This is a genomic window from Halomicrobium sp. IBSBa (genome assembly GCF_017612575.1).
In the GTDB taxonomy this organism is placed as follows: domain Archaea; phylum Halobacteriota; class Halobacteria; order Halobacteriales; family Haloarculaceae; genus Halomicrobium.
Genome location: NZ_JADPQC010000007.1, coordinates 84,590 through 109,610, shown reverse-complemented (window position 1 = coordinate 109,610; position 25,021 = coordinate 84,590). Strand labels below are relative to the sequence as shown.

Here is a 25,021-nt window from a genome sequence, read left to right as displayed (position 1 = left end):
TGGGTACTCGACCGGCAATCTCGGTGGGAAACCGGGGGGCTTTAGCCGGTCGCGGCCGAACCTGTTCGCATGTCACAAGCGACCAGCGAGTACGGGGAGTGGCCGCTCAAGCGTCTGATGACCGAGGTCGTCGGCTCCGGGCACAAGTCCGCCGAAGACATGACCCGCGAACAGGCCCGCGAGGCGTTCCAGCGGATCCTCGACGGCGAGCCCGACGAGACGACGCTGGGCGCGTTCTGGCTGGCGAATCGCTGGAAGCGAAACACGCCCGAGGAGCTGGCGGCCTTCGTCGACGTGATGCGCGAGGAGAGCGTCGAGGTCGAGGCACCCAGTGCCGACCCCGTCGACTGCGGGGCCAACTACGACGGTAAGCACACCTCCGCCATCCTCGGCGTCGCTGCCGGGGTCGTCGCCGCCGCCGCTGGCACGCCCGTCGTCGTCCACTCGGGCGATCGCGTGCCGACCCAGAAGCTCGACGCCTACAAGCACGTGCTGGACGAACTCGGCGCGACGACGGACCTCTCGCCCGGCGAGAGCGCCGATCTGGTCGACGACGTGGGCTTTGGCTTCTACTACCAGCCCGAGTTCAACCCCGGCGTCGACGACCTCTTCGACCGGCGGGACATGATGGGCGTGCGGACCTACGTCAACACCGTCGAGACGCTGGCGAATCCGGCCGACGCGAGCGTCCACCTCGGGAGCTTCTACCACCTCGCGTTCGCCAAGCGGATGGTCAAGACGCTCACGAAGTCCCAGCGCAACCCCGCCGACCGCGCGCTGTTCTTCCAGGGGATGGAGGGGTACGACGACATCCGCCCCGGCGCGACCGTCGTCGCCGAGTGGCCCTCCGACGACGCCGAGGCCGACGAGGACGGCATCCTCGACTACGAGATCCGCACCTCCGAGTACGGGATGGACATCCAGGGCGAGGACCTCGAAGTCGAGGACGTGGCCGGCGACTCGGCGACGATCACCGAGGAAGTCGTCGCCGGCGACCGCGAGGACGCCTTCGCCGACGCCGTCGAACTCAACGCCGCACTGCGAATCTACGCACGCGAGGACGTGTCGAGTCTCGACGACGGCCTGGCCGAAGCCCGCGCCGCCATCGGCGACGGCAGCGCCGCCGCGGTCCTCGAAGACCTCCGTTCGTACTGACGACACCGCCAGACCGACGCTCTCAGATGACATCTCAGACACCCACGTTCGACGAGCAGGCGGTGACACACGAACGCGCGACGGTCAACGGGATCGGCCTGCACTACGTGACCGCCGGCCCCGCCGACGGCGACCTCGTGGTCTTGCTCCACGGCTTCCCGGAGTTCTGGTACTCCTGGCACAATCAGCTCCCGTCGCTGGCCGACGCCGGCTACCGGGTCGTCGCGCCCGATCTGCGCGGCTACAACCGCTCGGAGAAGCCACCGAACGTCGGCGACTATCGAGTCGACGAACTGGTCGCCGACGTCGCCGGGCTGATCGAGCACTGCGGCCGCGAGCGAGCCCACGTCGTCGGCCACGACTGGGGCGGCCTGATCGCCTGGCACGTCGGCAGCGACCGTCCCGATGTCGTCGATCGGCTGGCCGTTCTGAACGCGCCCCACCCGACCAGATACGAGCGGCTGCTTCGCTCCTCGCCCACCCAGATCGCGAAGTCCTGGTACGTCTTCTACTTCCAGTTGCCCGTCCTCCCCGAGTTGGGGTTCCGACTGAACGACTACGCCGCCGTCGAGTCGATTCTGGGCGATACAGTCCGGCCCGACGCGTTCACCGACGCGGACGTCGAGCGCTACAAGTCCGCGCTCGCGACGCCGGGCGCGCTGACGGCGGCGGTCAACTACTACCGGGCGCTCGGCCGCCAGCGAGCGCGGTCGATGCTGACCGGCGGCGAGGAGCCCGACCGCAGCGTCGACGTGCCGACGCTGCTGCTGTGGGGTGAGCAAGACTTCGCGCTCGATCTCGAACTGACCGAGGGACTCGACGAGTGGGCGTCGGACATCGCAGTCGAGCGAATTCCCGACGCGAGCCACTGGGTCCAGTTCGACGCGCCGGAGCGGGTCAACGAGGCTCTCGTCGACTTCTTCACCGACTAGAGCGCTCCATCGGTGTCGAACACCGCATGCAGAGCGTGCGGTCGGCGACCCAGTTTACGTCCGTCGAGCCACACTCCGGACACCTGAAGTTCGCGTTGTTGTACTCCGTCGTGCCGCGGCTCGCGGCGAGAGTGCCGTCGTCGACGGCACGTGCCACCAGCGACCGGAAGCGCTGGCGCTTGAACTGCGCTCGGTGAGCGAGAAACGGGCCGGGCTCGTTCGGATCGGCCCCGTGGAGATCCTCCCACGTGATCGCGATTTCCCCGTCGTCGAGCCCGCGAGCGACCTGTTTGATCGTCGCCGCCGCGGCCTCGAAAAGCGGTGTCGTCGCCCACCGCTGTGGCGACTCCACGTCGACCACCTCGTAGGCGTCGACCGCGTCAGCGTACGCCGCCTGTGCGTCTCCCACGTCGCCCACGACCCGGTAGTCGGCGACGAACTCGGCGAGGCAGGCCCGCTGTATCGGGTGTTCGAGGACGTGTTCGAGGTCCCGGGAGACAGCGACACCCTCGACACAGCGGTGGGTCGCCCGTTCGTCGGCTCCAGCGACGCGGTAGGCGACCGCGGCGGTCGCGAGGTATCGTAGTCCCACGCCGATCCAGCCGTTCTCGTCGGCCTCGAAGGGATGGTGTCCCTCGTGGGGACGAGCGAGTCTCGCTCGTGCTGCTCGCGTGTACTCGTCGCCGGCACGCTCGTAGCGCCGGCCCGCGACCGCGTCGACGGCTGCCGTGTGTGCGTCCGTGGCCGTATCGACCATACGACTTCTTGGCCGCCGGGCGGAAATACCGTCGGATCTGACTGGTCGGGGAGCACTCTTTGGGGACGAGCCCCAAGCGGTGGTATGGATCGTAACGACGTCCGCGCGGCATGGGAGGAAGTCGCCGAGACGTACGCTCGCCAGCGTGATCCTGGCGGTTCCGACGCGGCACTGATCGGGGAGTTCCTCGACGAGTTGCCGCCCGACCCGCTCGTCCTCGACGCGGGCTGTGGCGACGGTGCCCGGACGCTGGCGAACCTGCCAGCCGGTAGCCTGGGACTGGACTTCTCAAGACGTGGACTCGAACTCGCAGCCGAGACGGTTCCCGGGGCCCGCCTCCTGCAGGGGGACATGACCGCGCTGCCGGTCGCCGACGACGCAGTCGACGGAATTACGGCCTACTACGCGGTCTTTCACGTCCCACGCGACGAACAGCCGACAGTCTACCGGGAGTTCGCTCGGGTACTGGAGCCGGGCGGCAGCGTCCTGATGACGCTGTCCGGTGGCCGCTTCGAGACGGTTCGGCGCGGCTGGATGGGCGGCGAGATGTTCTTCGCAGCACCGGGGCGAGAGCGGACACGAGAACAGCTTCGGGACGCGGGTTTCGACGACCTCCGAACGACGAGCGCAGACGATCCGCTCGGCTCCAGCACCGAGTTCGTCGTGGCGTCGCTGTAGCGGGCCACGTCGCCTGCCCGTGCTACTGGCCCGGTACCCGTCCCGATGTCGAGACTCGGATTTAATGTCTCCATACTGTTTAATGAGAAGTGGTATCAATAACCATTCGTTCGTCCGAGATAGGGTGTGTCACATACCCACATGATAGTCGTACCGCGTCGTATCGATCCACCACAGCCCAGTCCGGAGGTGCGGTGTTGACGGTGCTCGGAACGCTCCTCAGAGGTGTCCTGCGACGGGCGCTCTTGCGTCGGATGATCCGGCCGGTCTTCGGGTTCGTCGCCGTCGTCGTCGCGGGCGTCGTAGGGTTCAGCGTCCTCGCGGGCGTCGGCGTCGTCGACGCACTGTTCTGGCTCCTCGATCCGACCAGCATCGAGTTGCACTTCCAGTCCCACGACGGCCCGGTCCGACTGGTCAAAGCGTACGCCATCGTCGTGCTCTCCGGACTCGTGGTGGCGGGACTGTGGATCGGCGAGACGCTGCTGTCGGCGACGTTCGGCGGCCAGATTCAGGAGGAACTTCGACAGATGCAAATCGAACAGACGATCGAGGAACTCGACGACCACGTCGTCGTCTGTGGCTACGGGACCTTCGGACAGACCGTCGCCGCGGGGTTGCAAGAGCGCGACCGCGACGTCGTCGTCGTCGAACAGGCAGACGAACAGTTCGAACGAGCGATCGACGACGGGCACCTCGCAGTCAGCGGCGACGCCCGACAGGACGAGACGCTGACCGACGCTGGCGTCGAACGGTCCCGGACCGTGATCGGCGCTATCGACGACACGAGCGCGAACGTCCAGATCGCCATCGCCGCGAGTCAGCTCGCACCCACCGTCGAGCTGGTGGTCCGGGCCGGCAGTCGGATGGACGAAGCGCTGGCCCGTCGTGCGGGTGCCGACGAGGTGATCGTACCGGAAGTCGTCAGCGGCGAGCAGGTGACGGCGAGGCTGTGACCGACCGGGGCGCAGTCGCTCGATCGAACAACGAGGGTTTTTCAGCCTACCCGCCCTCGTCGGACGTATGACACGCGTCACGCTGGAGACCTCGAAGGGCGACATCGAACTGGAACTGTACGACGAGCGCGCACCCCGTACCGTCGAGAACTTCCTCGGACTGGCCGAGCACGATCCGGCGGCCGACGCCGAGCCGGCCCCGGACACGACGACGTGGGAAGACCCCGAGAGCGGCGAGATTCGCGGCGACTCGCTGTACGAGGGCGTCGAGTTCCACCGCGTCATCGAGGACTTCATGATCCAGACCGGCGATCCGACCGGCACCGGACGGGGCGGCCCCGGCTACCAGTTCGACGACGAGTTCCACGACGAACTGCGCCACGACGAGGCCGGCAAGCTCTCGATGGCCAACAGCGGTCCGAACACGAACGGCTCGCAGTTCTTCATCACCCTCGACGCCCAGCCACACCTCGACGACAAGCACGCCGTCTTCGGCGAGGTCGCGGACGGCATGGACGTCGTCGAAGCGATCGGCAACGCCGACACGGACATGCACGACGGACCGACGACGCCGATCACGATCGACGGCGTCGAGATCCACGACTGATACTGCCAGCTGTCGTCTGTGCAGAACCGTCCGACGCGTCTCGCGCTGTCGACGCTGACGAGAGACCAACGGCGACTGTTCGTCCCGCGTCGTTCGACAGCGGGAGACTGAAGGGCGCTACCGGGTCGCTGCCGCCGGCCGCCCTCCACGATTAACAACTGCTGTAGTACCGTATCCGTGGCTTGAAGTAGGAGGAATCGAGAGTGTTGCCCATGCTCGGGGACAAGCGCGGCTATCAGTTGCTGTATTTCGTCTTCTTCGCCTCCTCGAACGGCTTCATCGTCTTTCGGAACGCCTACTTCGAGGAGCTCGGACTGACTGGGGGGCAGATGGGGCTGTTGGGTGCGCTGCTCGTCGTCGGCGGGATGATCGCCCAGCCGATCTGGGGCGGAGTGGCCGATCGCTTCGCGGCCTCCAAGCCGGTCCTGTTGATCGCGGCCGGCGTGTCGAGCGTGGCCATTCTCGCCTTCCCGCTAGCCGGGCGCGTCCCCGACCCCTTCCTCTTGCTCGTGCTCGCGACGGCGCTGCTCTCGACGGTGCGATCACCGATCGTCCCGATCACCAACGCGATGATCCTCTCTCGGGGCGTCGATTACGGACAGGTCCGTGCCTTTGGCTCGATCGCGTTCGGGCTGGGGAGCCTCGTCATCGGGTGGCTGCTCTCGCGGTTCGCGACGGAGATCGTCTTCTACATCTACGCGGTCGGGATGGTCGTGCTCGTCTTGATCGTCCGCAGCGTGCCCGACGCCGACGCCGACCTGACGCCGGATCTCCGACGCGAGGCCGTCAAGCTCCTCAGCAACCGACGATTTCTGCTCTTGCTCGGCGTCGCAGTGCTGCTGGGCGGGGCCAGTTCCTCGGGCAGCGCCTACTTCTCGGTGTACGTCCGGGCGATCGGCGCGCCGGACAGCCTCACCGGCACCGCCTGGATGGTCAAGACCGTCGGCGAGGCCGTCATCTTCCTCTCGATGGCCAAGATCGGGCTCGCCAACCGCACGCAGCTCTCGCTCGGTGCCGCCCTCTTTGCGGGCTGTTACCTCGTCTACGCCGCCGTGGGAACGCCGACGGCGATCATGGCGGTCCAGCTCGTGCTCGGCGTCGGACTGGCGCTGTACAACCTCGCCGTCGTCGAGTTCGCCCACCGCTTCTCGCCCGACGAACTGACCTCGACGGGACAGGCAGTGCTCTCGGCGTTCGGGATCGGGACCGGGCGCGCGCTGGGACAACTGGGTGCCGGGAACGTGATGGACCTCGTCGGCGTCCAGTCGATGTACTTCGTGCTGTCGGCGCTTGCGGCCGCCGCCCTCCTGTTGAGCCTGGGCTTTCACGGGTCGACGCTGCGCCGACTCGGCAACGCGGCCGGCGTCGGGCAGTAGCGTCCTGCGGGAAGAGTCGGGCTTAACTGTCCAGCCCGCGTTCGTCCGATATGGCAGACGAAGACGCTCCGGTCGACCCGAGCCAGATGGGTGGGACCGACGCGCCGCCGGTCGAGGACAAGCCCTACAAGATCATCTTCGAGGCCAACAAGTGCATCGGCGCGGGCAAGTGCGCCGAGGTCTCGCACAACTGGGACCTGAACCTCGACACCGGGATCGCCGCACCGAAGGTGTACTTCGTCGGCGAGGACGAGGTCGACGACGAGATCCGTGCCGCCGAGGTGTGTCCGGCCAAGAAAGACGTGGGCGTCATCCACGTGGTCGACCGCCGGACCGACGAGGAGATCGCTCCCGACCCCGAGGGCGACGGGACGCTGTCGGTCGACTGGTGATCATCGACTGTGCTCGTCCTCCCGGTGTCGGTGGCACTCGGCGTGAAACAGAGTGATCGTACTGCCGGCTGTCCGTCTGTAACGAATTTGGGACCCCGTGGTCGCAAATATCTTGCAACAGTGACAGCCGGCAGGATCAGTCGCGCGTGGTCGCTCGACGGTCTCGATCGACGGGTCTCGACCGCCGACGGTCGCGGCCCAGAGACCGAAAGCCCCAACCCACCGGCCGTCGGTAGTCCAGAACGCGCGAGGGTAGCCGAGCCTGGCCAAAGGCGGTGGGCTTAAGACCCGCTCCCGTAGGGGTCCGTGGGTTCGAATCCCATCCCTCGCATTCTCCCGGATCGTTACACTCCGAGCGCGGCCGCCAGGGAGTCGACAGCGGCGGGTCGGTCACGGCGACCCGCACTTGATTGGTCGGGTCCCGTCCGTCTGCCGTCGCCGAAACACGTATCCAGCGAGTCCGAACAGCCCGGCGACCAGACAACCGCCGTAGACCGGAACGAAGACGACGCCCTCCCGTAGCAGCGGATTTCCCGCGAGCGGAAAGAGCGGCCGGGCGTCTGCGTACAGCAGCGAGTCGAGGACGACGTGGGACCAAGTCCCGACGAATGCACCCGCCAGCACCGGGCCGAGGCCGGTAGTCGGGGCTAGCCGCCCGGTATCGAGCAGCGACTGGACGCCGTCCGGTATCGCGAACACGACGACGGTGAGCGTCAGAGCGACGGCGGTCGCTCCGACGAACGTCGTCAGGACACCGTGGATCGGCCCGTCGAGGGGGCCGAACACGACCAGTGTGGCCCGAACGTCGACGACGACACTGCCAGCCAGCACTGTCGGCAGATCGAGGAATCGATACAGGACGACACCAGCGAGTAGCGCCGGACCGAGATGGAAGGGCGTGAGCGGCATCGGTTCGATGGAGTCGTCGTCACCACTTGACTGTGATGGCGTGGCGACGGGCTTTTGCCCGCAAGCGGCCTACGGACGTGCAATGAGCGACGATTCGCCCGAGAGTGCAGCCAGAGCCTTCGAGGGAAACAGTGCGTTCGAGTCGACCGACGACGGCTATCGCGTGACGACGACTGCCTTCGAGGGCACCGTCGTCGTGGACGACGCGCCGGAGTGGCGCGTCGCCTACACCGTCACCGTCCGGGCTCCGACACTGTCCGCCGCGACCGTCGAGTCGGTCGGCGACGCCGTCGCAGACGGCTGGTTCGAGACGCTGGAACGCCGCCTCGAAGACGCTCCCAAAGCCACCCGGACGAGCGTCGAACTGGATACGTTTGCGGTCGAACGCGACGGCGAGAACGTCGTCGTCACATACGGGTTCGAACTGGGCAACGCCGACACCGCCCCACGGGTCGCCAAGACGTTCGTCGAGTACGTCGAGGGGACGTACGTTGAGGGGGTCGTCCCCGGCTACGAGTACGAGGGTGCGGTCGCCGACCTCGTCAACCAGGCCCAGACCAACGGCGAGGGCGGTGCCGGCGGGACGCCGCTGTAGATTCAGTTTCACTCCGGGCGTGGCGACGGTTCAGGTCCACCCCGGCCGGTCGCCCGGTTCCCCGGACTCGCCGTTGGCGAGTCCAGCCTCTTGACCCACGTTCGCGAGAGCGGCGCTCTTGTGAGCCCATCGGAACGCTTCGATCTCTGAGGACGGTTTTGCACGAGCGGTTCGCCGCAGCCGAACCCGAAGTTCAAAACGGTGGTCGTCTAGTCCATCGCGATGTAGGTCTGCGTGTCCTCGACGCCCTCGATCTCCTGGATCTGTTTGGCGGCGATGTCTTTGACCTCGGCGGGCGTCTCGACGACGACCTTCGCGATGAAGTCTACGTCCCCGGCGACGATGTGAGCGGCCGCGACGCCGTCGATGGCTTCGATTTCTCCTTTGAGCCGGTCGGCGTCGCCGGTGTACACCTTGACCATCACGTAGGCGACGACCATCTCAGGCACCCCCCATGGCGGCCGCGCGTCCGGTCTCGCCGACGACGATGCTGCGCACGTCTCCGAGCACGTCGAAGTCCGCGAGGACGACGAGGTGGTCGCCGAGATCGAGTGTCTCGTCCTCGCCGGGCAGGTCCAGGGGCTCGTCGCGCTTGCCGAACGCGAGCAGTCGGGCGTTGGCCGGCAGTTCGAGTTCGCTGATGGAGTAGCCCCGCATCGGCGACTGCTCGGTGATGGTGAACTCCACGAGCTGGAGGTTCTGATCGATGTCGGCGACGGCACGGATGTTCCCGCCCAGCAGGGCGTTCTTGGCGGCGATCGCCCCCAGGCGCTCGGGGTAGATCACTTCGTCCACGTCGCCAGCGTACTTGCGGTAGATCTCCTCGCGGTAGTCCTCGTCGATGCGCATCACGGTCCGGCAGTCGAACTGTTTGGCGATCATACAGGCTACGAAGTTGTCGTTGAGGTCGCCGGTCAGCGCGCCGAGTGCGTCTGCACGGTCGAGGTCGGCGTCGTCGAGGATCGTCTCGACCGCACCGTCGCCCTCGATTACGTCGTGTCCCTCGTCGCGGGCACGCGCTACTTTCGTGGGGTCGTTCTCCACGAGGACCACGTCGTGCCCGCCGTCGTCGAGCACGCGAGCGGTCCGGAGTCCGACGCGACCGGCACCCACGATAACGAATCGCATGGTAATGCTTACGAGTTGGGGGTGGATAAAGGTACCCCGTGGTCGAGACGCGGTGTCCAGATGAGAGATCGAAACTGTGAGAAACGACCGAACCCCCTCGCAGTGCCGCCTTTCGGTGTCGCCACGCCCTGCCTATCTGAGCGCTGCCACGGAGACCGATCAGCTGTCCGCGTGCGCGAACACGAACGAACGCAGCAGCTTCCCGGCGAGCACCGCGGCTTGCCCGTCGTCGCGGTCGTTGACCTCCACCACGTCGAAGCCGACGGCGTGGGGCGCGACCGCCCGAACCACGTCGCGTAGCACACGCGGGGTCAGCCCGAACGGCTCTTTGGTCCCGGTGCCGGGCGCAAAGCCCGGATCGGCGGCGTCGATGTCGAGCGAGCAGTACACCCGCTCGTCCTCGAAGTCGGGCTCCCAGTCCGCGACCGCGTCGGGCTCGACGACGGTCACGTCGGCCTCGCTCGCACGCTCCCACTCGCTTCGACAGCCGCTGCGGGCACCCAGCACGATCGCCCGGTCGGCGACGTCCAGCGCGTGGCGGGTGACGGTCGCGTGGCTCAGCGGATTGCCGGCGTACTCCTCGCGGAGGTCGAGGTGGGCGTCGAGACAGCAAAACACGTCCGGGTCGAGCGCCCGAACCCCGGCGACGGAGGCGGTGTGTTCCCCGCCGATCAGGAGCGGTATCGCCCCGTCGTCGGCGTAGTCCCGGACGGTCCCGCGGAGAAAGGCCAGATAGTCGGCCACGTCGTCGGTCGGACCGATGTCGCCGTGGTCGGCGACCGCGAGGTCGGTGAACCGCTGGTCGGTCCGCCGATCGTAGTCCTCGAACGACTCGGCGTAGTGGCGGACGCGGCGCGGCCCGAAGCGCGTCCCGGGCTCGAACGTCGTCGAGGCGTCGAGTGGCGCACCGACGACGACGTAGTCGGCCGCGTCGGGGTCTGTGGCCGCGCCAGGGAACATCTTAGACGATCTTGCGCTGTTCCTCGTACTCCAGGTACTCGATCTCGTCGTCGGGGTTGAGATCCTCGTCCTCGGGGATGCGCATCGTGAACGTGTCGTAGGTCTCCAGGTCCATCACCTGGGCGTCGTCGCCCGTGACGGAGACGACCTGTCCCTGCTTTCGCTGGATGATCGGCACCCAGATCTTCGCGTCGACGGGCTGAGAGAGCGAGCGCTTCTTGCCGTCGAAGACGCCTTTCCCGTCGATACGGGCCTTGGCACTGCCGTGCTTGCCCGGCTTGGCCGTGCTGTAGGCGGTGATCTTGCAGGGCGTCTCTTCCATCATCACGTAGCTGCCCTCGTCGAGTTCGCGAACTTCGGTCTGTTGTCGTGGCATACGCCCGGATTATCCATGTGCGAGTATAAACGGTTTGGAATGGCGGCGGGAAAAATTACGGACGACGGGGATCAGAACGGACGCACCGTGATCTCACGGCTCGGCTGGTACCGGCTCCGGTGTCGTCGCGACGACACGATACACCGCGTAAACTCCCCAGACGATCAGTCCGAGGAGGATGATGTACGACCGCACTTCCAGCGGGACGAGCGCCTCGTGGACGATCTGGCCCTCTCCGTCGACAGGGTGTCCGCTTCCGAAGAGCATTTCCAGCAGGCCGATGACGACGACGCCGAAGACGACGAGGCCACCGCCCAGGTACGCTGCGATCTTGTCAGCTGCGTTGAGTTGTTCCATCTGTACTCACCTCCTTAGCCGATCAGGTACCGAAGCTTCGGGTGGTCTCGAACGAACGCGGTCCGCGCCAGGTACGCGTCGACGCCGAGCACGCGCCCGGCACCCAGGGTCGCGATCATGGCGAACAACAGGAGTCCCAGGAGGTCACCGGTGACCAGTCCGTGGGACCAGCCGCCCGTCTCGCCGTTGATGAAGTAGAAAAACAGCATCAGAAACGCCCCGAAGAAAGCGGCCAGCCGGGTGAGCGCACCCAGGATCAGCCCCAGGCCGATCAGCGTCTGGCCCAGCGGGATCATCACGTTCGTGAACGACAGCAGGATCCCGTCACTGAACAGCGTGACGAACGGTCCGATGCTCGTCCCGGCCGCAGCACCGCCGATGAACCAGCTCGCGTCGAAGGGCCAGCTGGCGAACTTGTCCAGCCCCGCGTGGAGGAGCCACCAGCCGACCACGAGCCGCATGATCACGAGCCAGTAGGCCAGCCACGGTCCCGATACGCCGAACGTTACCTCTCGTCCCAACAGTCGTGTGTCTATCTGTTCTGGCACAGCTATCACTCCGGTGAACGTCTCAAAACGCTAGGTATTAAACGCTCGGGCCGGAACGGACGAATCAGAGAAGGGGCCTGTCGTGGGTTCGGTATCGGATTTCTGGGCTCGAACTGATGGGAAGACGACCCCTCTGAGCGACCGACAGGTCCGTCGAGTAGTACGAACGACAATCACTCGTCGTCCGGTCCGTAGCTCGACGCGTAGCCGGCGTCGTCGGCCGCCTCGCGCTGGCGCATGCTCTGTCGGGTGAACTGGGGAGTCGCACGCAGTCCCTTCGACCGGCGGAACGACAGGTACGTGACCCCAGCGACCGCAAGCGTCCCGACGCCCGCGATCGCCGTCGCTTCGACCGTCGAGGCGGCGTACAGCAGCGCCGTCGAGAGGGTCCCACTGGCGAGGATCATGCCGAGAATCAGCCGGCGGGTCATCCGTTCGAGGACGCCGTCCGAGTCCTCGATGTCGGCCCGGACGTGCAGGTCCTCGCGTTCGATCCGGTCGAGCGCGGACTCCAGTTTCGGCGGCACCCGGACCATCGACTCGGCAGCGTCCCGGACCTCGTCGGCCCGGTCCCGGGCGTACTGCTTCGCGCCGGCAGCGATGTGGCCCTCCTCCCGGAGGTACTCCGTCGCGACCGTGATGAAGTCGAAGTCCGGGTCCAGCGTCACGCACACCCCCTCGACGACCGTGGCGACGCGCAACACGAGTGCGAGATTCGCCGGGAGTCGGAGCGGGAACTCGTAGATCGTGTCTTCGACCTGCTGGATGATCTGCTGGACCCGGTACTGTTCGAGGTCCTCGCCGCGGGCGTCGGCGATGGCCAGCTCCATCACCTCGCCCATCACCTGCCGGTCGGCCTCGGGGCTCAGCGTCCCCATCTCGATCAGCGCGTCGAGGATGGCGTCGATGTCCTGGCTCGCGACGGCCGCGTAGAAGTCGACGATCCGGTCCTGCACGAAGGGGTCGACCCGCCCGGACATCCCGAAGTCGTAGAACACGAGCGTCCCGTCGGACTGCACGGCGAGGTTCCCCGGATGCGGGTCGGCGTGGAAGACGCCGTCGTCGATGATCATCTGGAGGTAGCTGCGCTGGAGCGTCTCGGCGAGTTCGGTCCGGTCGACCGACAGCTCGTCGAGTTCCTCCACGTCGTTGATCTTCGTTCCGGGGAGGTACTCCATGGTCAACACCCGGTTCGTCGAGTGGGTCTCGACGACGCCGGGGATGCGGATGCGGTCGTTGTCGGCGAAGTTGCCGCGGATCTCGGTGAGCATCTCCGCTTCCCGGCCGTAGTCCATCTCCTCGCGGATCGTCTTCGAGAACTCGTCGGCCAGCGTCTCCAGGGAGAACGAGCGCGTCTCGCCGACGAAGTACATCAGGATCGGGAGCGACCAGCGGATCGCCCGCAGGTCGGCCTCGACGAGGTCCTCGATGCCGGGGCGTCGAATCTTCACCGCGACGGCGTCGCCGTCGACCTCGGCGCGGTACACCTGTCCGAGACTGGCCCCGCTGATGGCCTCGTCCTCGAAGTCGTCGAAGGCCTCGTCGACGGGACCGAGCTCGTCTTCGAGGACGGTCCGGGCCTCGTCCCACGGCGCTGGCGGCACCCGATCTTGCAGCTGGGCGAACTCGTCGATGTATTCGGGTGGGAGGATGTCCGGCCGCGTCGACAACAGCTGTCCCAGTTTGATGAACGTCGGCCCCAGCGTCAGCAGCGAGTCCAGCAGCCGGCCTGCGCGGCGACGGCGCTGTTCGGGAGTGACGTCTCTGGAGCGCCCGAAGAGGAGAAACCGGTTCCGGTCCCGTGCGTAGGACAGCCCCAGCGGGAGGAAGTGACGAACGACGACGACGAACCGCCAGTAGGCGCGGAGATTCACCGGTGTGCCACCCCGTGATCAGGCGTCCTCGACGGGGATCGTCGTCTCGGTCCCGACACCGGCCTTCGGCAGCCTGAGTTCGAAGACGCCGCGGTCGATCGTCCCCTCGGCACCCGTCCCCGTCGCGTCCGGCGGAAGCGGGAGCTCTGCGTCCAGAAAGAGCGAGCGGTCCTCCTCGACGTAGCGGAACTCCGAGCCCACGTCTTTCGCGCGCTGGGCCTCGATCACGATGGTCCCTCCGTCGACGCTGACGTCGAGCGTGTCGGCAGTGACGCCTGGAAGGTCGACGACCAGCAGGTAGGCGTCGTCCGATTCGAGCACGTCGGCGAACACCGAGGCGGGGAGATCCCCCAGGGCGTCACGGAGCGCTGACATACACGGGGGTTGGGAATGGTGGGCGAAAAAGGCCGCGGTCGCGGCCAGAAACGGTGTCGGGACGGCTCCTCGCCGGCCGGTCTGTGCGGTACTGGTCGTCGCTGACGGGACGGACACGGCCGGACTTTTGTTCACAGCGTCGAACAGAGAGACATGACCGACGCCACAGACGACCTGACGGCGATCGCCGACGCCCGCGACACGCTCACGACGCTCGTCGAGCCCGTCGAACGCACCGACACCGTCCCGCTGTCGGTCGCGGAGGGGCGCGTGCTCGCCGAGGAACTGGTGGCCCGCGAGAGCAGTCCCGCCGACGGGATCGCGGTCGACGACCGGCTCTTTGCTCCGGGCCACCGCCTGCGCTCGACGGACCTCGGACTCCTGAAAGTGGCCGGCATCGACGACGTACTTGCCGTCCAGCGCCCGACTGTCGGCGTCGTCCCGACCGGCGACGAGCTCGTCCAGCGCGAGGCTGGCGCGGGCGAGCGCGTCGAGACGACGGCGTTCACGCTCTCCCAGCACGTCGACCGCTGGGGCGGGAAGGTGACCTACCGCGACACCGTCGGCGAGGACCGCCACGCGCTCCGGGCGGCGATCCAGCGGGATCTGACCCGCGACGCGCTGGTCGTGACCGGCGTGACGGCGGACGATCTCGTCCACGAAGTCGTTGCGGACCTCGGATCGATCCACGTCGACGGCGTCGCCAGCGATCCGGGCCAGACGGTCGCCGTCGCCACCGTCGAGGAGCGGCCGGTCCTGCTCGTACCGGAGTCACCGGTCGACTGTCTCGTCGCCGCCGTCCAGTTGCTCCGTCCGCTCGTCGCCGAACTCTCGGGCGCACCGCTGCCCGCTCACGCACACCACCACGCCGCGCTGTCGGAGCCAGTCGAGAGCGCGCCCGGCGTCAGGACTCTGGTTCCGGTCGAACTGGCCGATCACGTGGCGACGCCGCTTGGCGACGGCGAGCCCACGATTCGGGACGTGAGCCGGGCCGACGGCTGGGTCACTGTCGAAGAGAGCGACGACGGACTGGCCGCCGAAGCCTCGGTCGGCGTGATCGACTGGGAACACGCCTGAGACGGATTCTCGTCGATCGTTACTGGATCGACGAGAATCCGCACGAGCTCACCTCATCTCGCCGAATCCGGTGACGCGGCGATCACCGAGGACACACTGGCCGCGCTCTGCGGGATCGTAGCGCTCGACGTGGATCGCGTCGAGCCCGGCGTTCCAGGCGGCACCGATGTCGTCGGGGTCGTCCCCGGCCAGGACCCCCTCGTGGCCGTCGTGGGCGACGCCGAGGTCCGTCATCGCCATCTCGACGGGCGTGGGATCGGGCTTCCAGCCGGTCTCGTCAGAACAGCACACGACCGTGTCGAACCAGTCACGGATGTCGAGTCGATCCAGCACGGGATCCGTGAGGTGCGACTGGCAGTGCGTGACCACGCCGACCGGCGCGTCGATCTCGCAGATGAACGACTCGGCGTCGTCGTAGAGGTACGTCGCACCCGCACGGTCGCCGGGCTGCTCGACCTCGTGGAACGTCTCCCAGAACCGTTCGGGGTCGACACCGCGCCTGCGCAGGACGCGTTCCCGGACGCCGCCGAGGCCGTACCAGAGGATCTCCGCCTCCCGCTCGGTGAAGGAGACGCCAAGTCGGTCGCCGACCGCCGACACGACCGTCGGTGGGTACGACGGCTCGATGTCGACGATAGTCCCGTCGAGATCGAACAGCCAGAAGTCGTAGTCGGTGCGGGCCATCGCGACTACGTTCGTACGGTCGCAACGAGTAAATAGCTTCTGGGCCGTCGAACCGTTCAGAGACCGGCTACGACACCGTAGCCGTCGGCTACTCCGACTCGACCCTGATCGAACTCCCCAGGTACTTCCGGAGCACTTCCGTGACGGACTCGGCGTTGAAAAGCGCCAGGTCGTCCGCGATCGCCGCTTTCAGTGCCACGAGATAGGCCTCGTCGGTCTGGAGCTCCTGAAAGCGCACGTCGTCGACCGGGACGCCGAGCGCGTCCTCGGTCTCCGTCCGGAAGAACGCGGGATCGTTTAGCTCCCCGCGCCAGCAGTTGTCCCGGAAGAACAGCCACCCGTCGTCGCCGGGCTGGGCCGCCTCCCTGTACAGTACCGTCTCGACGGTCGACGGCTCGGCCGTCAGATCCGGGCGGTCCGGTTCCAGGCGGATGGTGGCTCTGAAGACGTAGCGGGCCGAGCCGTCGTCGCCTCCGGCTGGCTGCTGTGACATACTCACGTAGACGGCCACCGTCGGCAAAACGGTTCGCACGGCCGGCAAAGTATAACACAGTTCGGGCTGAACCCCGAAGCGTCCTCCATGAACCTCACGCTCGACAGCGGCAAACTCCTGTACGGACTGGGCGTCGCGTTCGCACTCGGCGCGCTGGTGTACTTCGCCCGTGATGTGGTGTTCGGACTCTCGATCACGGTGACTGCGGCGCTGTTGCTCGTCGCGTTCGTCGGCTTCCTGCTGGCCGGACTGTCCCGGGAACGGGATCTGCTCGGAACCGTCGCGTTCACGATCTCGGGGCTCTCGTACGTGGTCTTTCTGGGCTACGTCGTCTCCCGGTACGAGCCGGGCGAGACGGTCGTGTTCTTCCTCTTGGCCGGCTCGGCCGTGCTGTTCGTCGGCCTGGGCTACGGCGTCAGGGAGGCCGGTATCGCTCTCGGCCGTCGGACGACGATCGGCGTGGTGATCGCGCTGCTGGTCGTCAGTGCCTCGCTGGTGACGGCCGACGCACTCGGCGGCGACGTGACCTACACCGTCGAGACGAACGACACCACGACGGTGGCGCTGTCAGGCGTCGGGAGCGACACCGACCGAGTTCGCGGGACGGCTCGCGTCGGCACGCTCACCGCCACGAACCCCTCGTGGTTCACTCGGCCGGTCGATCTCCCCTCGATCCGTGGCTGTCTCGCCGGCGTCGAGCAGGGGGAACGCAGTCGCGTGAACGTCGACTACGAGCCGGCGAGCTACGACACGCCGAACCGCCTCGGGGGCCAGTCGACGCGCGTCCACGAACTCACGGTGTCGTTCGACTTCGCAACGAACCAGACCGGGGATCGCCGCTTCGCCGTCGAACGCCGGGGAGACTGCGAGCCGACGCGCTCGGAGCCGACGCTGTTTCTCGTCGTCGAGCCGGACGACGACCGCATCGACTGACCGGGCAAACGGCGACGACGATCCGTCTGACGCCAGTCGACGGCCGACGCGTTCAGCGGGCGTGACACCCCCGACGGAGTCTCACTCGTGGATCTCTTCGAATCGCTCGGCCAGCTCGATGTCGTTTGCCGTGATGCCGCCCGCGTCGTGGGTCGTCAAGCGCACCTCGACCTCGCGCCAGCCGATCGTCATCTCCGGGTGGTGAAACGCCTCCTGTGCGAGACCACCGGCAGCCGCCGCGAAGCCGACGCCGTCGAGGTAGGCGTCGAACTCGTAGGTCCGGACGATCTCGTCGCCCTCGCGATCCCAGTCGTCGGGTAGCTGTGTCGCGATCTCGTCGTCGCTGAGCAGGTCAGCCATGTCAAGTCCGACGGGCGGAATCGGCAAAACAGTTGGCCCCTTAGTCGTCGCTCAGCTGGTCCAGCATCGACGCGGGGATCTCCTCGCGCATCCCTTCCGGGATGTCCTCGACGGACATCCCCTCGGAGAAGGCCGGCGGGCCACCGGCGGTGGTGTCCGGCCCGAAGTCGGGGTCGAACAGCTGGAGCGCGGTGTTGATCGTCGACCAGTCGTCCTCCTGGGCGGCCTCGCGCAGGCTCTGGGTCGGTGCCGCGAGCAGCTGGGAGACGATCGCGTCGGCCATCGACTCGACGACGGCTTGCTGGTCGTCGTCGAGATCGAGCTTCGAGAAGGCGGTCTGGAGCTCGCTGGCCTTCACGTGGTCGGCGCTCTCGTACATCGCCGAGATGACCTGATCGGCCCGCTTTCGCTTGTACTGGTTGAGCAGGCGGTCGAACTCCTCGTCGACCATCGTCTCGACGGCGGTCGCGGCCGTGCGACGCTGGTCGCGCGTCTCCTCGGTCAGCGACTCCAGCGTGTCCATGTCACAGACGGTGACGTTCGAGAGCGTGTCGGCGTCCGTGGGCACGTCGCGCGGCTGGGCGATGTCGACGACGAACGTCTCGCCCGCGGTCGCCAGCGTCTCGGTGTCGAGCTGTGGCTCCGGGCTCCCCGTCGCACTGACGACGACGCGGGCCTCCGAGAGCAGCGACTCGACGGCGTCCAGCGACACCGCCGTCGCCGCCACGTCGACCGTCTCGGCGACGTACTCGGCGTTGGGGACGGTGCGGTTGGCGACCACGAGCCGGTCGACCGTCGGCGCGAGGGACTTGGCCGCGCGCGTCCCCATCTCGCCGGCACCGACGACCAGTCCGGTCTCGCCGTTGAGCGTACACTCGTCGGTCGCGAGCCCGACGGCCGCAGAGGCGATCGAGACCGAGCCTTCGTTGATCGCCGTCTCGGTCCGGGCCCGCTCGCCGACGTGGATCGCCTTCGTGATACCGTCTTCGAGCACCGATCCGATGCCGCCGACGGCGCGGGCGTCCTGGTAGGCTCGTCGGACCTGGCCGAGAATCTGGTCCTCGCCGAGGACGATCGATTCGAGGCCGGCCGCGACGCGGAGGAGGTGGCGCAGGCTCTCCTCGTGGCCCATCCGGACCACCGCGTCGTCGTCGACCGACTCGGTGAACAACGAGAGGGCGTCGTCGGTTCCCGCTTCGGTGACGACGTACCCCTCGATGCGGTTGCACGTCTGGAGTGCGAACGCTTCTTCGACCGCCGGATCCGTCAGGAGCGACTCGACCGCGTGGCGTTGGCTCTCCGTCGCCGCGGTCTCTCGGTCCTCGACGGTGGCGTGCTCGTGGGCGACGCTCACGCCAGAGATGACGCCCGTGCCTGCTTTCACGATAGATCACCAGTGTACTCGTCGATCACGTCAGTAACTACTTGCCTAGTGTTACTCCCCGGGCTATCTAAAGCCTTCCAAACGCGGCGAGATCTGACGGCGGCTCTGATCGCGTCGCGGCGCTCGGTCGGCGGGACGCCACGCGCTTTCAGCTCGGTGCGAAGGTCGCCGGTCACCGCGGCCAGCTCGCCGACGCCAGCGAACTCCGTTTCGAAGCGCTCGCGCAGGTGTTTCGACAGCGCGGGGCTGGTCCCACCGGTCGCGACGGCGACGGTGACCGGCCCGTCTCGGACCGTCGCGGGGACGACGACGCTGCCCACTTTACGGTCGCCGTCCACGTCCGTACGGTTGACGAGTGCGCCCTGATCGCGTGCGCCGTCGGCGATGGCCTCGTTGAGCGCTTCGTCGTCGGTCGCTGCCACGACGAGGGCCGGCCCGGTCCGCTCGATCCAGTCAGCGGCGGCCGCGGCGTCGGGGGCCGCTCTGACACGCTCGGCGTCGCCGAACTCGCTGTCGGCGAAGTCGGGACTGACGACGATCACGTCCGCCTCGCGGTCGAACCGCCGGGCCTTGCGCGCACCGACCGGGCCGCCGCCGAAGACCAGGACCGTCTCGTCGGTGAAGTCGTGCATGAGCGGGAGCATCGCTCAGTCCCTCGTCGGCTCCTCGGAGGGTTCGATCACGTTCGCCTCGGCGCGCTCGTCCATCCGGATGCCGGTCTTCTTGAGGATCTCCGTCGAGAACAGCGTGTCCCAGTCCTCGCCGGACACGTCCCAGTACTCCGCCATCCGGTCCCGCACTTGCTCGACGCGCCGGTCGCTCTCGGCCTCGCTGCGGCCGTGGGTCATCGCGAAGACGTTGTACTCCCAGACGCCGTCGTGGCGCGGGCGCTCGTAGCAGTGAGTGACGAAGTCGAAGCTGGCGACGGCGGGACCGACTTCCTCGATCACGTCGTCGGGGACGTTCCAGACGGTCATCCCGTTCTCCGAATACCCGAGCGCGTAGTGGTTCGGCACGACACCGACCCGGCGGACCTTCCCCTCGCGCTCGAAGCGCTTGATCGTCTCGACGACCCATTCGGTCTCTTTGTCGATCGCGTCGGCCACGTCGGCATAGGGCGTCTCGGTCACCGGGAGCCCGCCCTGAATCGCTAACACCAGATCGAGTTCGTCTGGAGTCAGCCCGTCGCGATCGGTCGGCGTCACGTCCGGCCCCAGATCGGACAGGTCGACGCTGTCGCCTTCGAGGGGCCCCTCGACGGGGAACTTCGCTTCGACGCGGAACTCCTGTTGTTTCGGGAGGTTGTAGGTCTCCTGGCGGGTCGCGTCCTCGATCTCGGCGAGCACCTCCGGGATCCGATCCTCGTCGGCGACCGAGAGGACGAACCACATGTTCAGATGGGGGTGCTCCCGGCGGTAGTTGTGCGCGACCTCGCGGAAGTCGTTGACCTGCTCGGCCACCTCGTCGAAGCGGTCCTCGGGGGCGTGCATCGCCACCAGCGTCGCCATCCCGCCGATCGCCTCGGCGTCGATCAGCGCACCGAAGCGAGTCAGCGTCCCCGCCTCGTCCATGCGGTCGATCCGTTCGACCAGTTCGGCCTCGGTCACGTCGATGCCCCGATCGCGCAGCGCCGCCGCGGCGGGGTCGAAGGGGCGCTTGACGACCGGGAATCCTCCCTGGAAGGCGTTGGCGATCGCGCGGTCGACGGACCCCAGCTCCTCACTCATGTCCGTAGCTCGGAACTCGGTCGGTATAAGCCCCGCGGGAGGAGCAATTGGCGAGACTGAACGCGTCTCACCGCCGCCAGCGACGGGGCCGGAGAGCACCGGCGGCGAACGAACTTTCAGTCTCGCCGACGTAAATGGGACGATGATCTCGACGGCCGAACTGGCGATCAGGCTGCTGACCTTCCTGTTCGTCCTCGTCGCCGTGCCGCTCTCGTTCGTCCTCATGTTCCGGTTTCTGGACTACATCGCGATGGACGAGCTGATCGAGGAGTACCGCGAGGGACAGGCCAGTCCGCTCCGGGACCGCGGGCAGCTGAACGCCTACTTCGAGGCCAGCGACGAGGCGACGACGACCTGCCCCCACTGTGGCGCGGCCAACGGGGAGGACTACACGTACTGTCACACCTGTCAGGCGAGCCTGGAGTGACGCTGTCGGTGAGAACCGTCGCCACCGGGCGGCAAGTCCCCTCGTCCACCGCTGTCGGTACCGGAAGCGACAGCCGAGGTCGGACAGTTCACCGCGACGGCCGCCAGTAGCCCGCGGCGACGCTGCTACTCTCCGAGAGTGTGCAGGAACGTCTCGAAGACGCCGGTACAGTGGCCACAGAGCGCGTAGTGGTGTCGGTCGACCGGCGGCGTCGCGTGATCGGTGCCGGCGCGGTACCACTCGACGCCGACGGGCGGCTCCGAGAGGGGATCGCGACAGAAGCTACAGTCCTCGGCGACGCGCGCGTAGCCGGCGGCGATGGAGTCGGCGTCGACCGGCGGCTCGGGAACCGACGCCCAGCCGTCGAGCAGTTCGGCGACGGCGGGACGACAGCTCGGGCAGACGCCGACGACCGGCGGGTCGAGGCTGGCCGTCCGTCTGTCGCCGTAGCTCTGGAGGACCCACTGGTCGTCGCGACCGAGCGGGCCCTCACAGATTCGACAGACCGTCGACGGCAGACCGGGACGAACGAGCGTGTGATCGTCGCTCATACCGGCGGTGTCGACCGGGTGTCGTATACACGTCCCGGAACGACGCCGCGTTCCCACCGCGTGGCTGGGCCGGCGACTCGCCGTCGAACCGACAGGAGGTCGACGCCACGGTCAGCCGTCGACGTAATCGTGGACCGCCTCCTTGATCGCCCTGCTCTCGATCCTCCCCCCGGTGTCGGCCCCGACGAAGAAGCCCTCGAACTGGCCAGTCACGAAGTGGTGGGCGCGAAGCTCCTCGAACTCGTGGATCGTACAGTAGAGCTCTCCAGCCCCGAAGAGATCCTCCAGATACTCCTTGGCGATGCCTTCGAGGATGAGGTTCTCGTAGATTGCGTCGGAAACGGCCTGCGTGTGCTCTGTGAGGTCTTCCCGGACGTACAGCAGTTCGTAGCCGTCCTCGTCGTACCTGGCGACGACTCGCAGCGCGTCGCCGACGATCGATTCGAGGTCCGACACGAGAGCTGCCTCGTCGTCCATGCCCATGATAATTGATGGCAGTCCACACCCCTTCAAATCAGGGGGTCCATCCGGAATATCGTCAGGGTGCTGTCTCGATGGCTCGGAGAACGCCGCCACGAAGAGACGCTCACCGGAAGCGACGACGCTCCGTGTCAACGAGTCACCGCTGCCACTCGTAGAACCACCACGCTCCGCCCAGCAACATCAGACCGACGCCGAGCGTCGAGGTCGCCGGTTCGGGGATGACAAACAGGACGAATCCGATCGCCAGCATCGCCACCGGTTCGGCCTCGTCGTAGTACTGGGTCAGGTCCATACTCGACGGTTCGCCGGCCACCGTCATAGTAGTTGACCTCTGTCCGACCGACGGTCGCCGACACGGCAGGGACGCCGACCGCACTGCCGTCGTGCGATAGCTCCACATTCGTTTCCAGCACCGCTCGTACAATTAGCTGCCTCGGTCCCGAAACCGAAGTTCCGGTACCGAGTGACTTTTCGCCGAGAACCGTCCTCAGTCGAAATACGGTGATTCCGTAGTGGTCGACGTCGGCGGTTCGATCGGGCTGTTGCGCGACCGGGAGTTCGCCGCGCTCGCCGGGACCGCGTTCGCGAGGAGCCAGGCGTACTCGACGATCATCATCGCCCTCGCACTGTACGCCGACCTGTTCGGTACGACCGGGACCGTCGAGGGGCTGTTCGGGACCGGTTTCGCGCTCGTCCAGTTGCTCGTCGTCCTGCCGCTGGGTCGACGCATCGACCTGGGCGACTCGAAGCGGTACCTGCTCGTTGGCTTTCTCCTCAACCTCGTCGTGTTCGCGGGGTTCGTCTTCGTCGAGAACGCGATCCACATCGTCCTGATCCGGATGGTCCAGGGACTGGGCGCGTCGCTCCTGTGGATCACCGGCTCGACGATCGTCGGCGAGATCAGCCCCGACGGCGAGCGGGGCCAGTGGCTCGGCGCGTACAACCAGTTCGGCTCGATCTCGTCGCTGGCGGGCGACCTCGTGGGCGGGTACCTCCTCTTTGCCTACGGCTTTACGCTCACCTACGCCGTCCTCGCCGGGGTCACGCTCGTGGCCTTCGCGCTCGTGTTGCTGTACCTCCGGGACAACCCCGGCGGTCGGAAAGATCCCGACGATGCCGGCGGCGTCGAGACCTTCCGTAAGCTGCTGGGCCGGCGGATGCTGCGCGCGCTCGTCGTCTTTCGCTTTACCTTCAGCGTCGGGAAGATGGCCGTCATCATCTTCCTCCCGATCTACGCCCGGACGAGCTTCGGCATCTCCGCGTTCGCCATCGGGTGGATCATGGCCGGCGGGAAGCTGACGAAGGCGATCACACAGGGGTACGTCGGTGACCTGACCGACCGACTCGGTCGCCACCACTACTTCGTCGCCGTCGGTGCCGGGCTGTACGGCGTCGGGACCGCGCTGATTCCGCTGGCGGCCTACTTCGAGGGGACCGTGACGCCGATCGAGTTCACGGCCTTCGGCGGGACCCAGGCGCTTGGCGGGGCCTTCTTCGCCCTCTTTGGCGCGTTCTCGGTCCTGGGGCTCGCCGACAGCCTTCGCCTGCCGGCGAGCATGGCGCTGTTCGTCGAGGAGGCCGAGGCCTACGACGCCGTCGCCTCCAGTTTCTCCCTGCGCTCGATCTCCTGGAAGGTCGGGCAGGTGACCGGCCCGGTCCTGATCGGCGCGATCAAAGAACTCGTCTCGCCCGAAGCCGCGTTTCTCGCCGCCGCGGGATTCCTCGGCTTCGCGACGGTCGTCTTCGTCGGGATGAGCGTCCGGGCGCGGCGAGCCCAGACCCCGGTGGCGACCCCCGGCGACTAGAGCGGCCTCGCTACTGGAACGCCCGCTGGTACTGTGCCGGCGGTTCGTTGCGGTCGCCAGCACCGAGTTCGCGAGCGGCGTGGAGACCGAAGTAGGGGTTCCGGAGGAACTCTCGGCCGACGATGGCCAGATCGGCTCGGTCGTTGCGGACGATCGCGTCGGCCTGCTGGGCCGTCGTGATCCCGCCGACGGTCCCGACGGCGACGCCGGAACTGTTCTCGCGGACGTGTTCGGCCAGCGAGAGCTGGAAGTTCGGCCCCACCCAGTCGGGAGCCGACTCGGGGACGATGCCGCCACTGGAGACGTCGATCAGGTCCGCGCCGTCCTCGGCCAGCGCGTCGGCCAGCCGCGCCGACTGCTCTACGGTCCACGACTCGCGGTCGGGGAGCCAGTCCGTCCCGGAGAGCCGGACGAACACTGGGCGGTCGTCGGGCCAGACCGACCTGACCGCTCGCGTCACCTCGCGGACGATGCGAGCGCGGTCCTCGAAGCTCCCGCCGTACTCGTCGGTTCGGTCGTTGGTGACCGGCGAGAGGAACTCGTGGAGGAGGTAGCCGTGGGCCGCGTGGACCTCCGCGACGAGGAACCCCGCGTCACGGGCCCGCTCGGCGGCCGCGCGGAACGAGTCGACGATCCCCTCGATCTCGTCGACGGACAGCCGCCTGGTCGCTGGCGGGTCGTCGTGGGGCCACGGTCGATCGGTCGGGCCGACGACCTCCCAGCCCCCCTCGTCGGGCGAGAGGGGCTCGCTGCCCTCCCAGGGACGGCTCTTCGAGGCTTTGCGCCCGGCGTGGGCCAGCTGGATGCCCGGCACCGCGCCCTGCGAGCGGACGAACGCCGTCGTCTCTTGGAGCGCCGCGGCGTGTTCGTCGCTCCAGAGACCGAGGTCCTCGGGCGTGATCCGACCGCGGGGCTCGACGGCCGTGGCTTCGGCCATCACGAGCCCTGCGCCGCCGACGGCCCGCGACCCGAGGTGGACGAGGTGCCACGGCGTCGCGATCCCGTCCCGGTCTTCGACGGAGTACTGACACATCGGCGAAACCATCAGCCGATTCGGAAGTTCCGTCTCCCGTAGCTCCAGGGGCGTCAAGAGGTCTGCTGTCATCGTCCGCGCTTGGTCGGGCG

The 25,021-nt window shown here is 67.4% G+C and carries 32 protein-coding genes and 1 tRNA gene; 13 read left to right on the top strand and 20 right to left on the bottom strand.

Annotation, left to right across the window (positions count from 1 at the left end; translation table 11 throughout):
- The first annotated feature begins 69 nt into the window (after positions 1-69).
- Together IL252_RS15305 and IL252_RS15300 are read left to right on the top strand one after the other, a co-directional pair.
- On the top strand, positions 70-1,155 hold the full coding sequence (locus tag IL252_RS15305; protein ID WP_208628718.1) for an anthranilate phosphoribosyltransferase: 1,086 nt from the start codon (positions 70-72) through the stop codon (positions 1,153-1,155).
- A gap of 26 nt (positions 1,156-1,181) precedes the next feature.
- Positions 1,182-2,087, top strand: a complete 906-nt coding sequence (locus tag IL252_RS15300) for an alpha/beta fold hydrolase (RefSeq protein ID WP_208628717.1) — start codon at positions 1,182-1,184, stop codon at positions 2,085-2,087.
- Here the strand turns inward: IL252_RS15300 and IL252_RS15295 are convergent.
- Complete coding sequence (locus IL252_RS15295) at positions 2,077-2,844, bottom strand: hypothetical protein (protein WP_208628716.1); 768 nt, start codon at positions 2,842-2,844, stop codon at positions 2,077-2,079. The two genes, IL252_RS15300 and IL252_RS15295, sit on opposite strands and share 11 nt — an antisense overlap.
- A gap of 84 nt (positions 2,845-2,928) precedes the next feature.
- On the opposite strand from IL252_RS15295, the gene IL252_RS15290 reads away from it, so the two are divergent.
- The 6 genes from IL252_RS15290 (at position 2,929) to IL252_RS15265 (ending at position 7,181) form a co-directional block, all read left to right on the top strand.
- Entirely contained in the window at positions 2,929-3,522 is a 594-nt protein-coding gene (locus IL252_RS15290) for a class I SAM-dependent methyltransferase (RefSeq protein ID WP_208628715.1), read from the top strand.
- 254 nt (positions 3,523-3,776) lie between these two features.
- A complete protein-coding gene (locus IL252_RS15285; protein ID WP_208628733.1) occupies positions 3,777-4,475 on the top strand; it encodes an NAD(P)-binding protein in 699 nt (232 codons plus the stop codon).
- 67 nt (positions 4,476-4,542) lie between these two features.
- On the top strand, positions 4,543-5,082 hold the full coding sequence (locus IL252_RS15280; protein ID WP_208628714.1) for a peptidylprolyl isomerase: 540 nt from the start codon (positions 4,543-4,545) through the stop codon (positions 5,080-5,082).
- Between the two features lie 212 nt (positions 5,083-5,294).
- Positions 5,295-6,458, top strand: a complete 1,164-nt coding sequence (locus IL252_RS15275; protein WP_208628713.1) for an MFS transporter — start codon at positions 5,295-5,297, stop codon at positions 6,456-6,458.
- A gap of 50 nt (positions 6,459-6,508) precedes the next feature.
- Entirely contained in the window at positions 6,509-6,850 is a 342-nt protein-coding gene (locus IL252_RS15270; RefSeq protein WP_153552631.1) for a ferredoxin, read from the top strand.
- Between the two features lie 246 nt (positions 6,851-7,096).
- Positions 7,097-7,181: transfer RNA gene (locus IL252_RS15265), tRNA-Leu, on the top strand.
- Positions 7,182-7,240: 59 nt separating this feature from the next.
- Here the strand turns inward: IL252_RS15265 and IL252_RS15260 are convergent.
- Positions 7,241-7,759, bottom strand: coding sequence for a hypothetical protein (locus IL252_RS15260; RefSeq protein ID WP_208628712.1), 519 nt, complete (start codon positions 7,757-7,759; stop codon positions 7,241-7,243).
- 82 nt (positions 7,760-7,841) lie between these two features.
- Between IL252_RS15260 and IL252_RS15255 the strand changes: the two genes are divergently transcribed.
- A complete protein-coding gene (locus tag IL252_RS15255; protein WP_208628711.1) occupies positions 7,842-8,354 on the top strand; it encodes a DUF5813 family protein in 513 nt (170 codons plus the stop codon).
- A gap of 209 nt (positions 8,355-8,563) precedes the next feature.
- Here the strand turns inward: IL252_RS15255 and IL252_RS15250 are convergent, their stop codons facing one another.
- The 8 genes from IL252_RS15250 to IL252_RS15215 form a co-directional block, all read right to left on the bottom strand.
- Positions 8,564-8,794 (bottom strand): Lrp/AsnC family transcriptional regulator, encoded by a 231-nt coding sequence (locus IL252_RS15250; protein WP_170093673.1) that lies wholly within the window; start codon positions 8,792-8,794, stop codon positions 8,564-8,566.
- A gap of 1 nt (position 8,795) precedes the next feature.
- Complete coding sequence (locus tag IL252_RS15245; RefSeq protein ID WP_208628710.1) at positions 8,796-9,482, bottom strand: TrkA family potassium uptake protein; 687 nt, start codon at positions 9,480-9,482, stop codon at positions 8,796-8,798.
- A gap of 159 nt (positions 9,483-9,641) precedes the next feature.
- Positions 9,642-10,442 (bottom strand): arginase family protein, encoded by an 801-nt coding sequence (locus IL252_RS15240; RefSeq protein ID WP_208628709.1) that lies wholly within the window; start codon positions 10,440-10,442, stop codon positions 9,642-9,644.
- A gap of 1 nt (position 10,443) precedes the next feature.
- Entirely contained in the window at positions 10,444-10,818 is a 375-nt protein-coding gene (locus IL252_RS15235) for a translation initiation factor IF-5A (protein WP_015762562.1), read from the bottom strand.
- Positions 10,819-10,911: 93 nt separating this feature from the next.
- Entirely contained in the window at positions 10,912-11,175 is a 264-nt protein-coding gene (locus IL252_RS15230; RefSeq protein WP_208628708.1) for a hypothetical protein, read from the bottom strand.
- Positions 11,176-11,189: 14 nt separating this feature from the next.
- Positions 11,190-11,723 (bottom strand): DoxX family protein, encoded by a 534-nt coding sequence (locus IL252_RS15225; protein ID WP_153552555.1) that lies wholly within the window; start codon positions 11,721-11,723, stop codon positions 11,190-11,192.
- 173 nt (positions 11,724-11,896) lie between these two features.
- Complete coding sequence (locus tag IL252_RS15220; RefSeq protein ID WP_170093677.1) at positions 11,897-13,597, bottom strand: AarF/ABC1/UbiB kinase family protein; 1,701 nt, start codon at positions 13,595-13,597, stop codon at positions 11,897-11,899.
- An 18-nt stretch (positions 13,598-13,615) separates the two neighbouring features.
- Positions 13,616-13,972, bottom strand: coding sequence for an Hsp20/alpha crystallin family protein (locus IL252_RS15215; protein WP_153552557.1), 357 nt, complete (start codon positions 13,970-13,972; stop codon positions 13,616-13,618).
- A 153-nt stretch (positions 13,973-14,125) separates the two neighbouring features.
- Between IL252_RS15215 and IL252_RS15210 the strand changes: the two genes are divergently transcribed.
- Positions 14,126-15,049 (top strand): molybdopterin-binding protein, encoded by a 924-nt coding sequence (locus IL252_RS15210; protein WP_208628707.1) that lies wholly within the window; start codon positions 14,126-14,128, stop codon positions 15,047-15,049.
- A gap of 48 nt (positions 15,050-15,097) precedes the next feature.
- Here IL252_RS15210 and IL252_RS15205 read toward each other — a convergent pair whose 3' ends face one another.
- Positions 15,098-15,733 carry an HAD family hydrolase gene (locus IL252_RS15205; RefSeq protein WP_208628706.1) on the bottom strand — a complete coding sequence of 212 codons (636 nt, stop codon included), beginning with the start codon at positions 15,731-15,733 and terminating at the stop codon, positions 15,098-15,100.
- Positions 15,734-15,821: 88 nt separating this feature from the next.
- A complete protein-coding gene (lwrS, locus tag IL252_RS15200) occupies positions 15,822-16,226 on the bottom strand; it encodes an LWR-salt protein (RefSeq protein ID WP_208628705.1) in 405 nt (134 codons plus the stop codon).
- A gap of 87 nt (positions 16,227-16,313) precedes the next feature.
- On the opposite strand from lwrS, the gene IL252_RS15195 reads away from it, so the two are divergent.
- A complete protein-coding gene (locus IL252_RS15195) occupies positions 16,314-17,159 on the top strand; it encodes a US12 family protein (protein ID WP_208628704.1) in 846 nt (281 codons plus the stop codon).
- 81 nt (positions 17,160-17,240) lie between these two features.
- Here IL252_RS15195 and IL252_RS15190 read toward each other — a convergent pair whose 3' ends face one another.
- Genes IL252_RS15190 through IL252_RS15175 form a run of 4 tightly spaced genes read right to left on the bottom strand, consistent with a single transcriptional unit; the run spans position 17,241 to position 20,630 of the window.
- A complete protein-coding gene (locus IL252_RS15190) occupies positions 17,241-17,519 on the bottom strand; it encodes a 4a-hydroxytetrahydrobiopterin dehydratase (RefSeq protein ID WP_208628703.1) in 279 nt (92 codons plus the stop codon).
- Positions 17,520-17,559: 40 nt separating this feature from the next.
- On the bottom strand, positions 17,560-18,903 hold the full coding sequence (hemA, locus tag IL252_RS15185; RefSeq protein WP_208628702.1) for a glutamyl-tRNA reductase: 1,344 nt from the start codon (positions 18,901-18,903) through the stop codon (positions 17,560-17,562).
- Entirely contained in the window at positions 18,900-19,547 is a 648-nt protein-coding gene (locus IL252_RS15180) for a bifunctional precorrin-2 dehydrogenase/sirohydrochlorin ferrochelatase (RefSeq protein WP_208628701.1), read from the bottom strand. The genes hemA and IL252_RS15180 overlap by 4 nt, the downstream gene beginning before the upstream one ends.
- A 3-nt stretch (positions 19,548-19,550) precedes the next feature.
- A complete protein-coding gene (locus IL252_RS15175) occupies positions 19,551-20,630 on the bottom strand; it encodes an Lrp/AsnC family transcriptional regulator (protein WP_208628700.1) in 1,080 nt (359 codons plus the stop codon).
- Between the two features lie 142 nt (positions 20,631-20,772).
- Here IL252_RS15175 and IL252_RS15170 point away from each other — a divergent pair, with 142 nt between their 5' ends.
- On the top strand, positions 20,773-21,057 hold the full coding sequence (locus IL252_RS15170) for a zinc ribbon domain-containing protein (RefSeq protein WP_153552566.1): 285 nt from the start codon (positions 20,773-20,775) through the stop codon (positions 21,055-21,057).
- Between the two features lie 125 nt (positions 21,058-21,182).
- On the opposite strand, the gene IL252_RS15165 is transcribed toward IL252_RS15170, so the two are convergent.
- From IL252_RS15165 to IL252_RS15155, 3 genes are all read right to left on the bottom strand, one after another.
- Positions 21,183-21,608, bottom strand: a complete 426-nt coding sequence (locus IL252_RS15165; RefSeq protein ID WP_208628699.1) for a hypothetical protein — start codon at positions 21,606-21,608, stop codon at positions 21,183-21,185.
- 111 nt (positions 21,609-21,719) lie between these two features.
- A complete protein-coding gene (locus IL252_RS15160) occupies positions 21,720-22,085 on the bottom strand; it encodes a hypothetical protein (RefSeq protein ID WP_244257243.1) in 366 nt (121 codons plus the stop codon).
- Between the two features lie 142 nt (positions 22,086-22,227).
- On the bottom strand, positions 22,228-22,383 hold the full coding sequence (locus IL252_RS15155) for a hypothetical protein (protein ID WP_170093688.1): 156 nt from the start codon (positions 22,381-22,383) through the stop codon (positions 22,228-22,230).
- Positions 22,384-22,603: 220 nt separating this feature from the next.
- Between IL252_RS15155 and IL252_RS15150 the strand changes: the two genes are divergently transcribed.
- Positions 22,604-23,896, top strand: a complete 1,293-nt coding sequence (locus IL252_RS15150) for an MFS transporter (RefSeq protein ID WP_208628697.1) — start codon at positions 22,604-22,606, stop codon at positions 23,894-23,896.
- 10 nt (positions 23,897-23,906) lie between these two features.
- Here the strand turns inward: IL252_RS15150 and IL252_RS15145 are convergent, their stop codons facing one another.
- Positions 23,907-25,001 carry an NADH:flavin oxidoreductase/NADH oxidase gene (locus tag IL252_RS15145; protein WP_208628696.1) on the bottom strand — a complete coding sequence of 365 codons (1,095 nt, stop codon included), beginning with the start codon at positions 24,999-25,001 and terminating at the stop codon, positions 23,907-23,909.
- Between the last annotated feature and the right edge of the window lie 20 nt (positions 25,002-25,021).

Bases quoted from the DNA above. Each gene is read 5' to 3' on its own strand.
- IL252_RS15305 (WP_208628718.1), top strand. From the start codon at position 70: ATGTCACAAGCGACCAGCGAGTACGGGGAGTGGCCGCTCAAGCGTCTG.
- IL252_RS15300 (WP_208628717.1), top strand. From the start codon at position 1,182: ATGACATCTCAGACACCCACGTTCGACGAGCAGGCGGTGACACACGAA.
- IL252_RS15295 (WP_208628716.1), bottom strand. From the start codon at position 2,844: ATGGTCGATACGGCCACGGACGCACACACGGCAGCCGTCGACGCGGTC.
- IL252_RS15290 (WP_208628715.1), top strand. From the start codon at position 2,929: ATGGATCGTAACGACGTCCGCGCGGCATGGGAGGAAGTCGCCGAGACG.
- IL252_RS15285 (WP_208628733.1), top strand. From the start codon at position 3,777: ATGATCCGGCCGGTCTTCGGGTTCGTCGCCGTCGTCGTCGCGGGCGTC.
- IL252_RS15280 (WP_208628714.1), top strand. From the start codon at position 4,543: ATGACACGCGTCACGCTGGAGACCTCGAAGGGCGACATCGAACTGGAA.
- IL252_RS15275 (WP_208628713.1), top strand. From the start codon at position 5,295: ATGCTCGGGGACAAGCGCGGCTATCAGTTGCTGTATTTCGTCTTCTTC.
- IL252_RS15270 (WP_153552631.1), top strand. From the start codon at position 6,509: ATGGCAGACGAAGACGCTCCGGTCGACCCGAGCCAGATGGGTGGGACC.
- IL252_RS15260 (WP_208628712.1), bottom strand. From the start codon at position 7,759: ATGCCGCTCACGCCCTTCCATCTCGGTCCGGCGCTACTCGCTGGTGTC.
- IL252_RS15255 (WP_208628711.1), top strand. From the start codon at position 7,842: ATGAGCGACGATTCGCCCGAGAGTGCAGCCAGAGCCTTCGAGGGAAAC.
- IL252_RS15250 (WP_170093673.1), bottom strand. From the start codon at position 8,794: ATGGTCGTCGCCTACGTGATGGTCAAGGTGTACACCGGCGACGCCGAC.
- IL252_RS15245 (WP_208628710.1), bottom strand. From the start codon at position 9,482: ATGCGATTCGTTATCGTGGGTGCCGGTCGCGTCGGACTCCGGACCGCT.
- IL252_RS15240 (WP_208628709.1), bottom strand. From the start codon at position 10,442: ATGTTCCCTGGCGCGGCCACAGACCCCGACGCGGCCGACTACGTCGTC.
- IL252_RS15235 (WP_015762562.1), bottom strand. From the start codon at position 10,818: ATGCCACGACAACAGACCGAAGTTCGCGAACTCGACGAGGGCAGCTAC.
- IL252_RS15230 (WP_208628708.1), bottom strand. From the start codon at position 11,175: ATGGAACAACTCAACGCAGCTGACAAGATCGCAGCGTACCTGGGCGGT.
- IL252_RS15215 (WP_153552557.1), bottom strand. From the start codon at position 13,972: ATGTCAGCGCTCCGTGACGCCCTGGGGGATCTCCCCGCCTCGGTGTTC.
- IL252_RS15210 (WP_208628707.1), top strand. From the start codon at position 14,126: ATGACCGACGCCACAGACGACCTGACGGCGATCGCCGACGCCCGCGAC.
- IL252_RS15205 (WP_208628706.1), bottom strand. From the start codon at position 15,733: ATGGCCCGCACCGACTACGACTTCTGGCTGTTCGATCTCGACGGGACT.
- lwrS (WP_208628705.1), bottom strand. From the start codon at position 16,226: ATGTCACAGCAGCCAGCCGGAGGCGACGACGGCTCGGCCCGCTACGTC.
- IL252_RS15195 (WP_208628704.1), top strand. From the start codon at position 16,314: ATGAACCTCACGCTCGACAGCGGCAAACTCCTGTACGGACTGGGCGTC.
- IL252_RS15190 (WP_208628703.1), bottom strand. From the start codon at position 17,519: ATGGCTGACCTGCTCAGCGACGACGAGATCGCGACACAGCTACCCGAC.
- IL252_RS15180 (WP_208628701.1), bottom strand. From the start codon at position 19,547: ATGCTCCCGCTCATGCACGACTTCACCGACGAGACGGTCCTGGTCTTC.
- IL252_RS15175 (WP_208628700.1), bottom strand. From the start codon at position 20,630: ATGAGTGAGGAGCTGGGGTCCGTCGACCGCGCGATCGCCAACGCCTTC.
- IL252_RS15170 (WP_153552566.1), top strand. From the start codon at position 20,773: ATGATCTCGACGGCCGAACTGGCGATCAGGCTGCTGACCTTCCTGTTC.
- IL252_RS15165 (WP_208628699.1), bottom strand. From the start codon at position 21,608: ATGAGCGACGATCACACGCTCGTTCGTCCCGGTCTGCCGTCGACGGTC.
- IL252_RS15160 (WP_244257243.1), bottom strand. From the start codon at position 22,085: ATGGACGACGAGGCAGCTCTCGTGTCGGACCTCGAATCGATCGTCGGC.
- IL252_RS15155 (WP_170093688.1), bottom strand. From the start codon at position 22,383: ATGGACCTGACCCAGTACTACGACGAGGCCGAACCGGTGGCGATGCTG.
- IL252_RS15145 (WP_208628696.1), bottom strand. From the start codon at position 25,001: ATGACAGCAGACCTCTTGACGCCCCTGGAGCTACGGGAGACGGAACTT.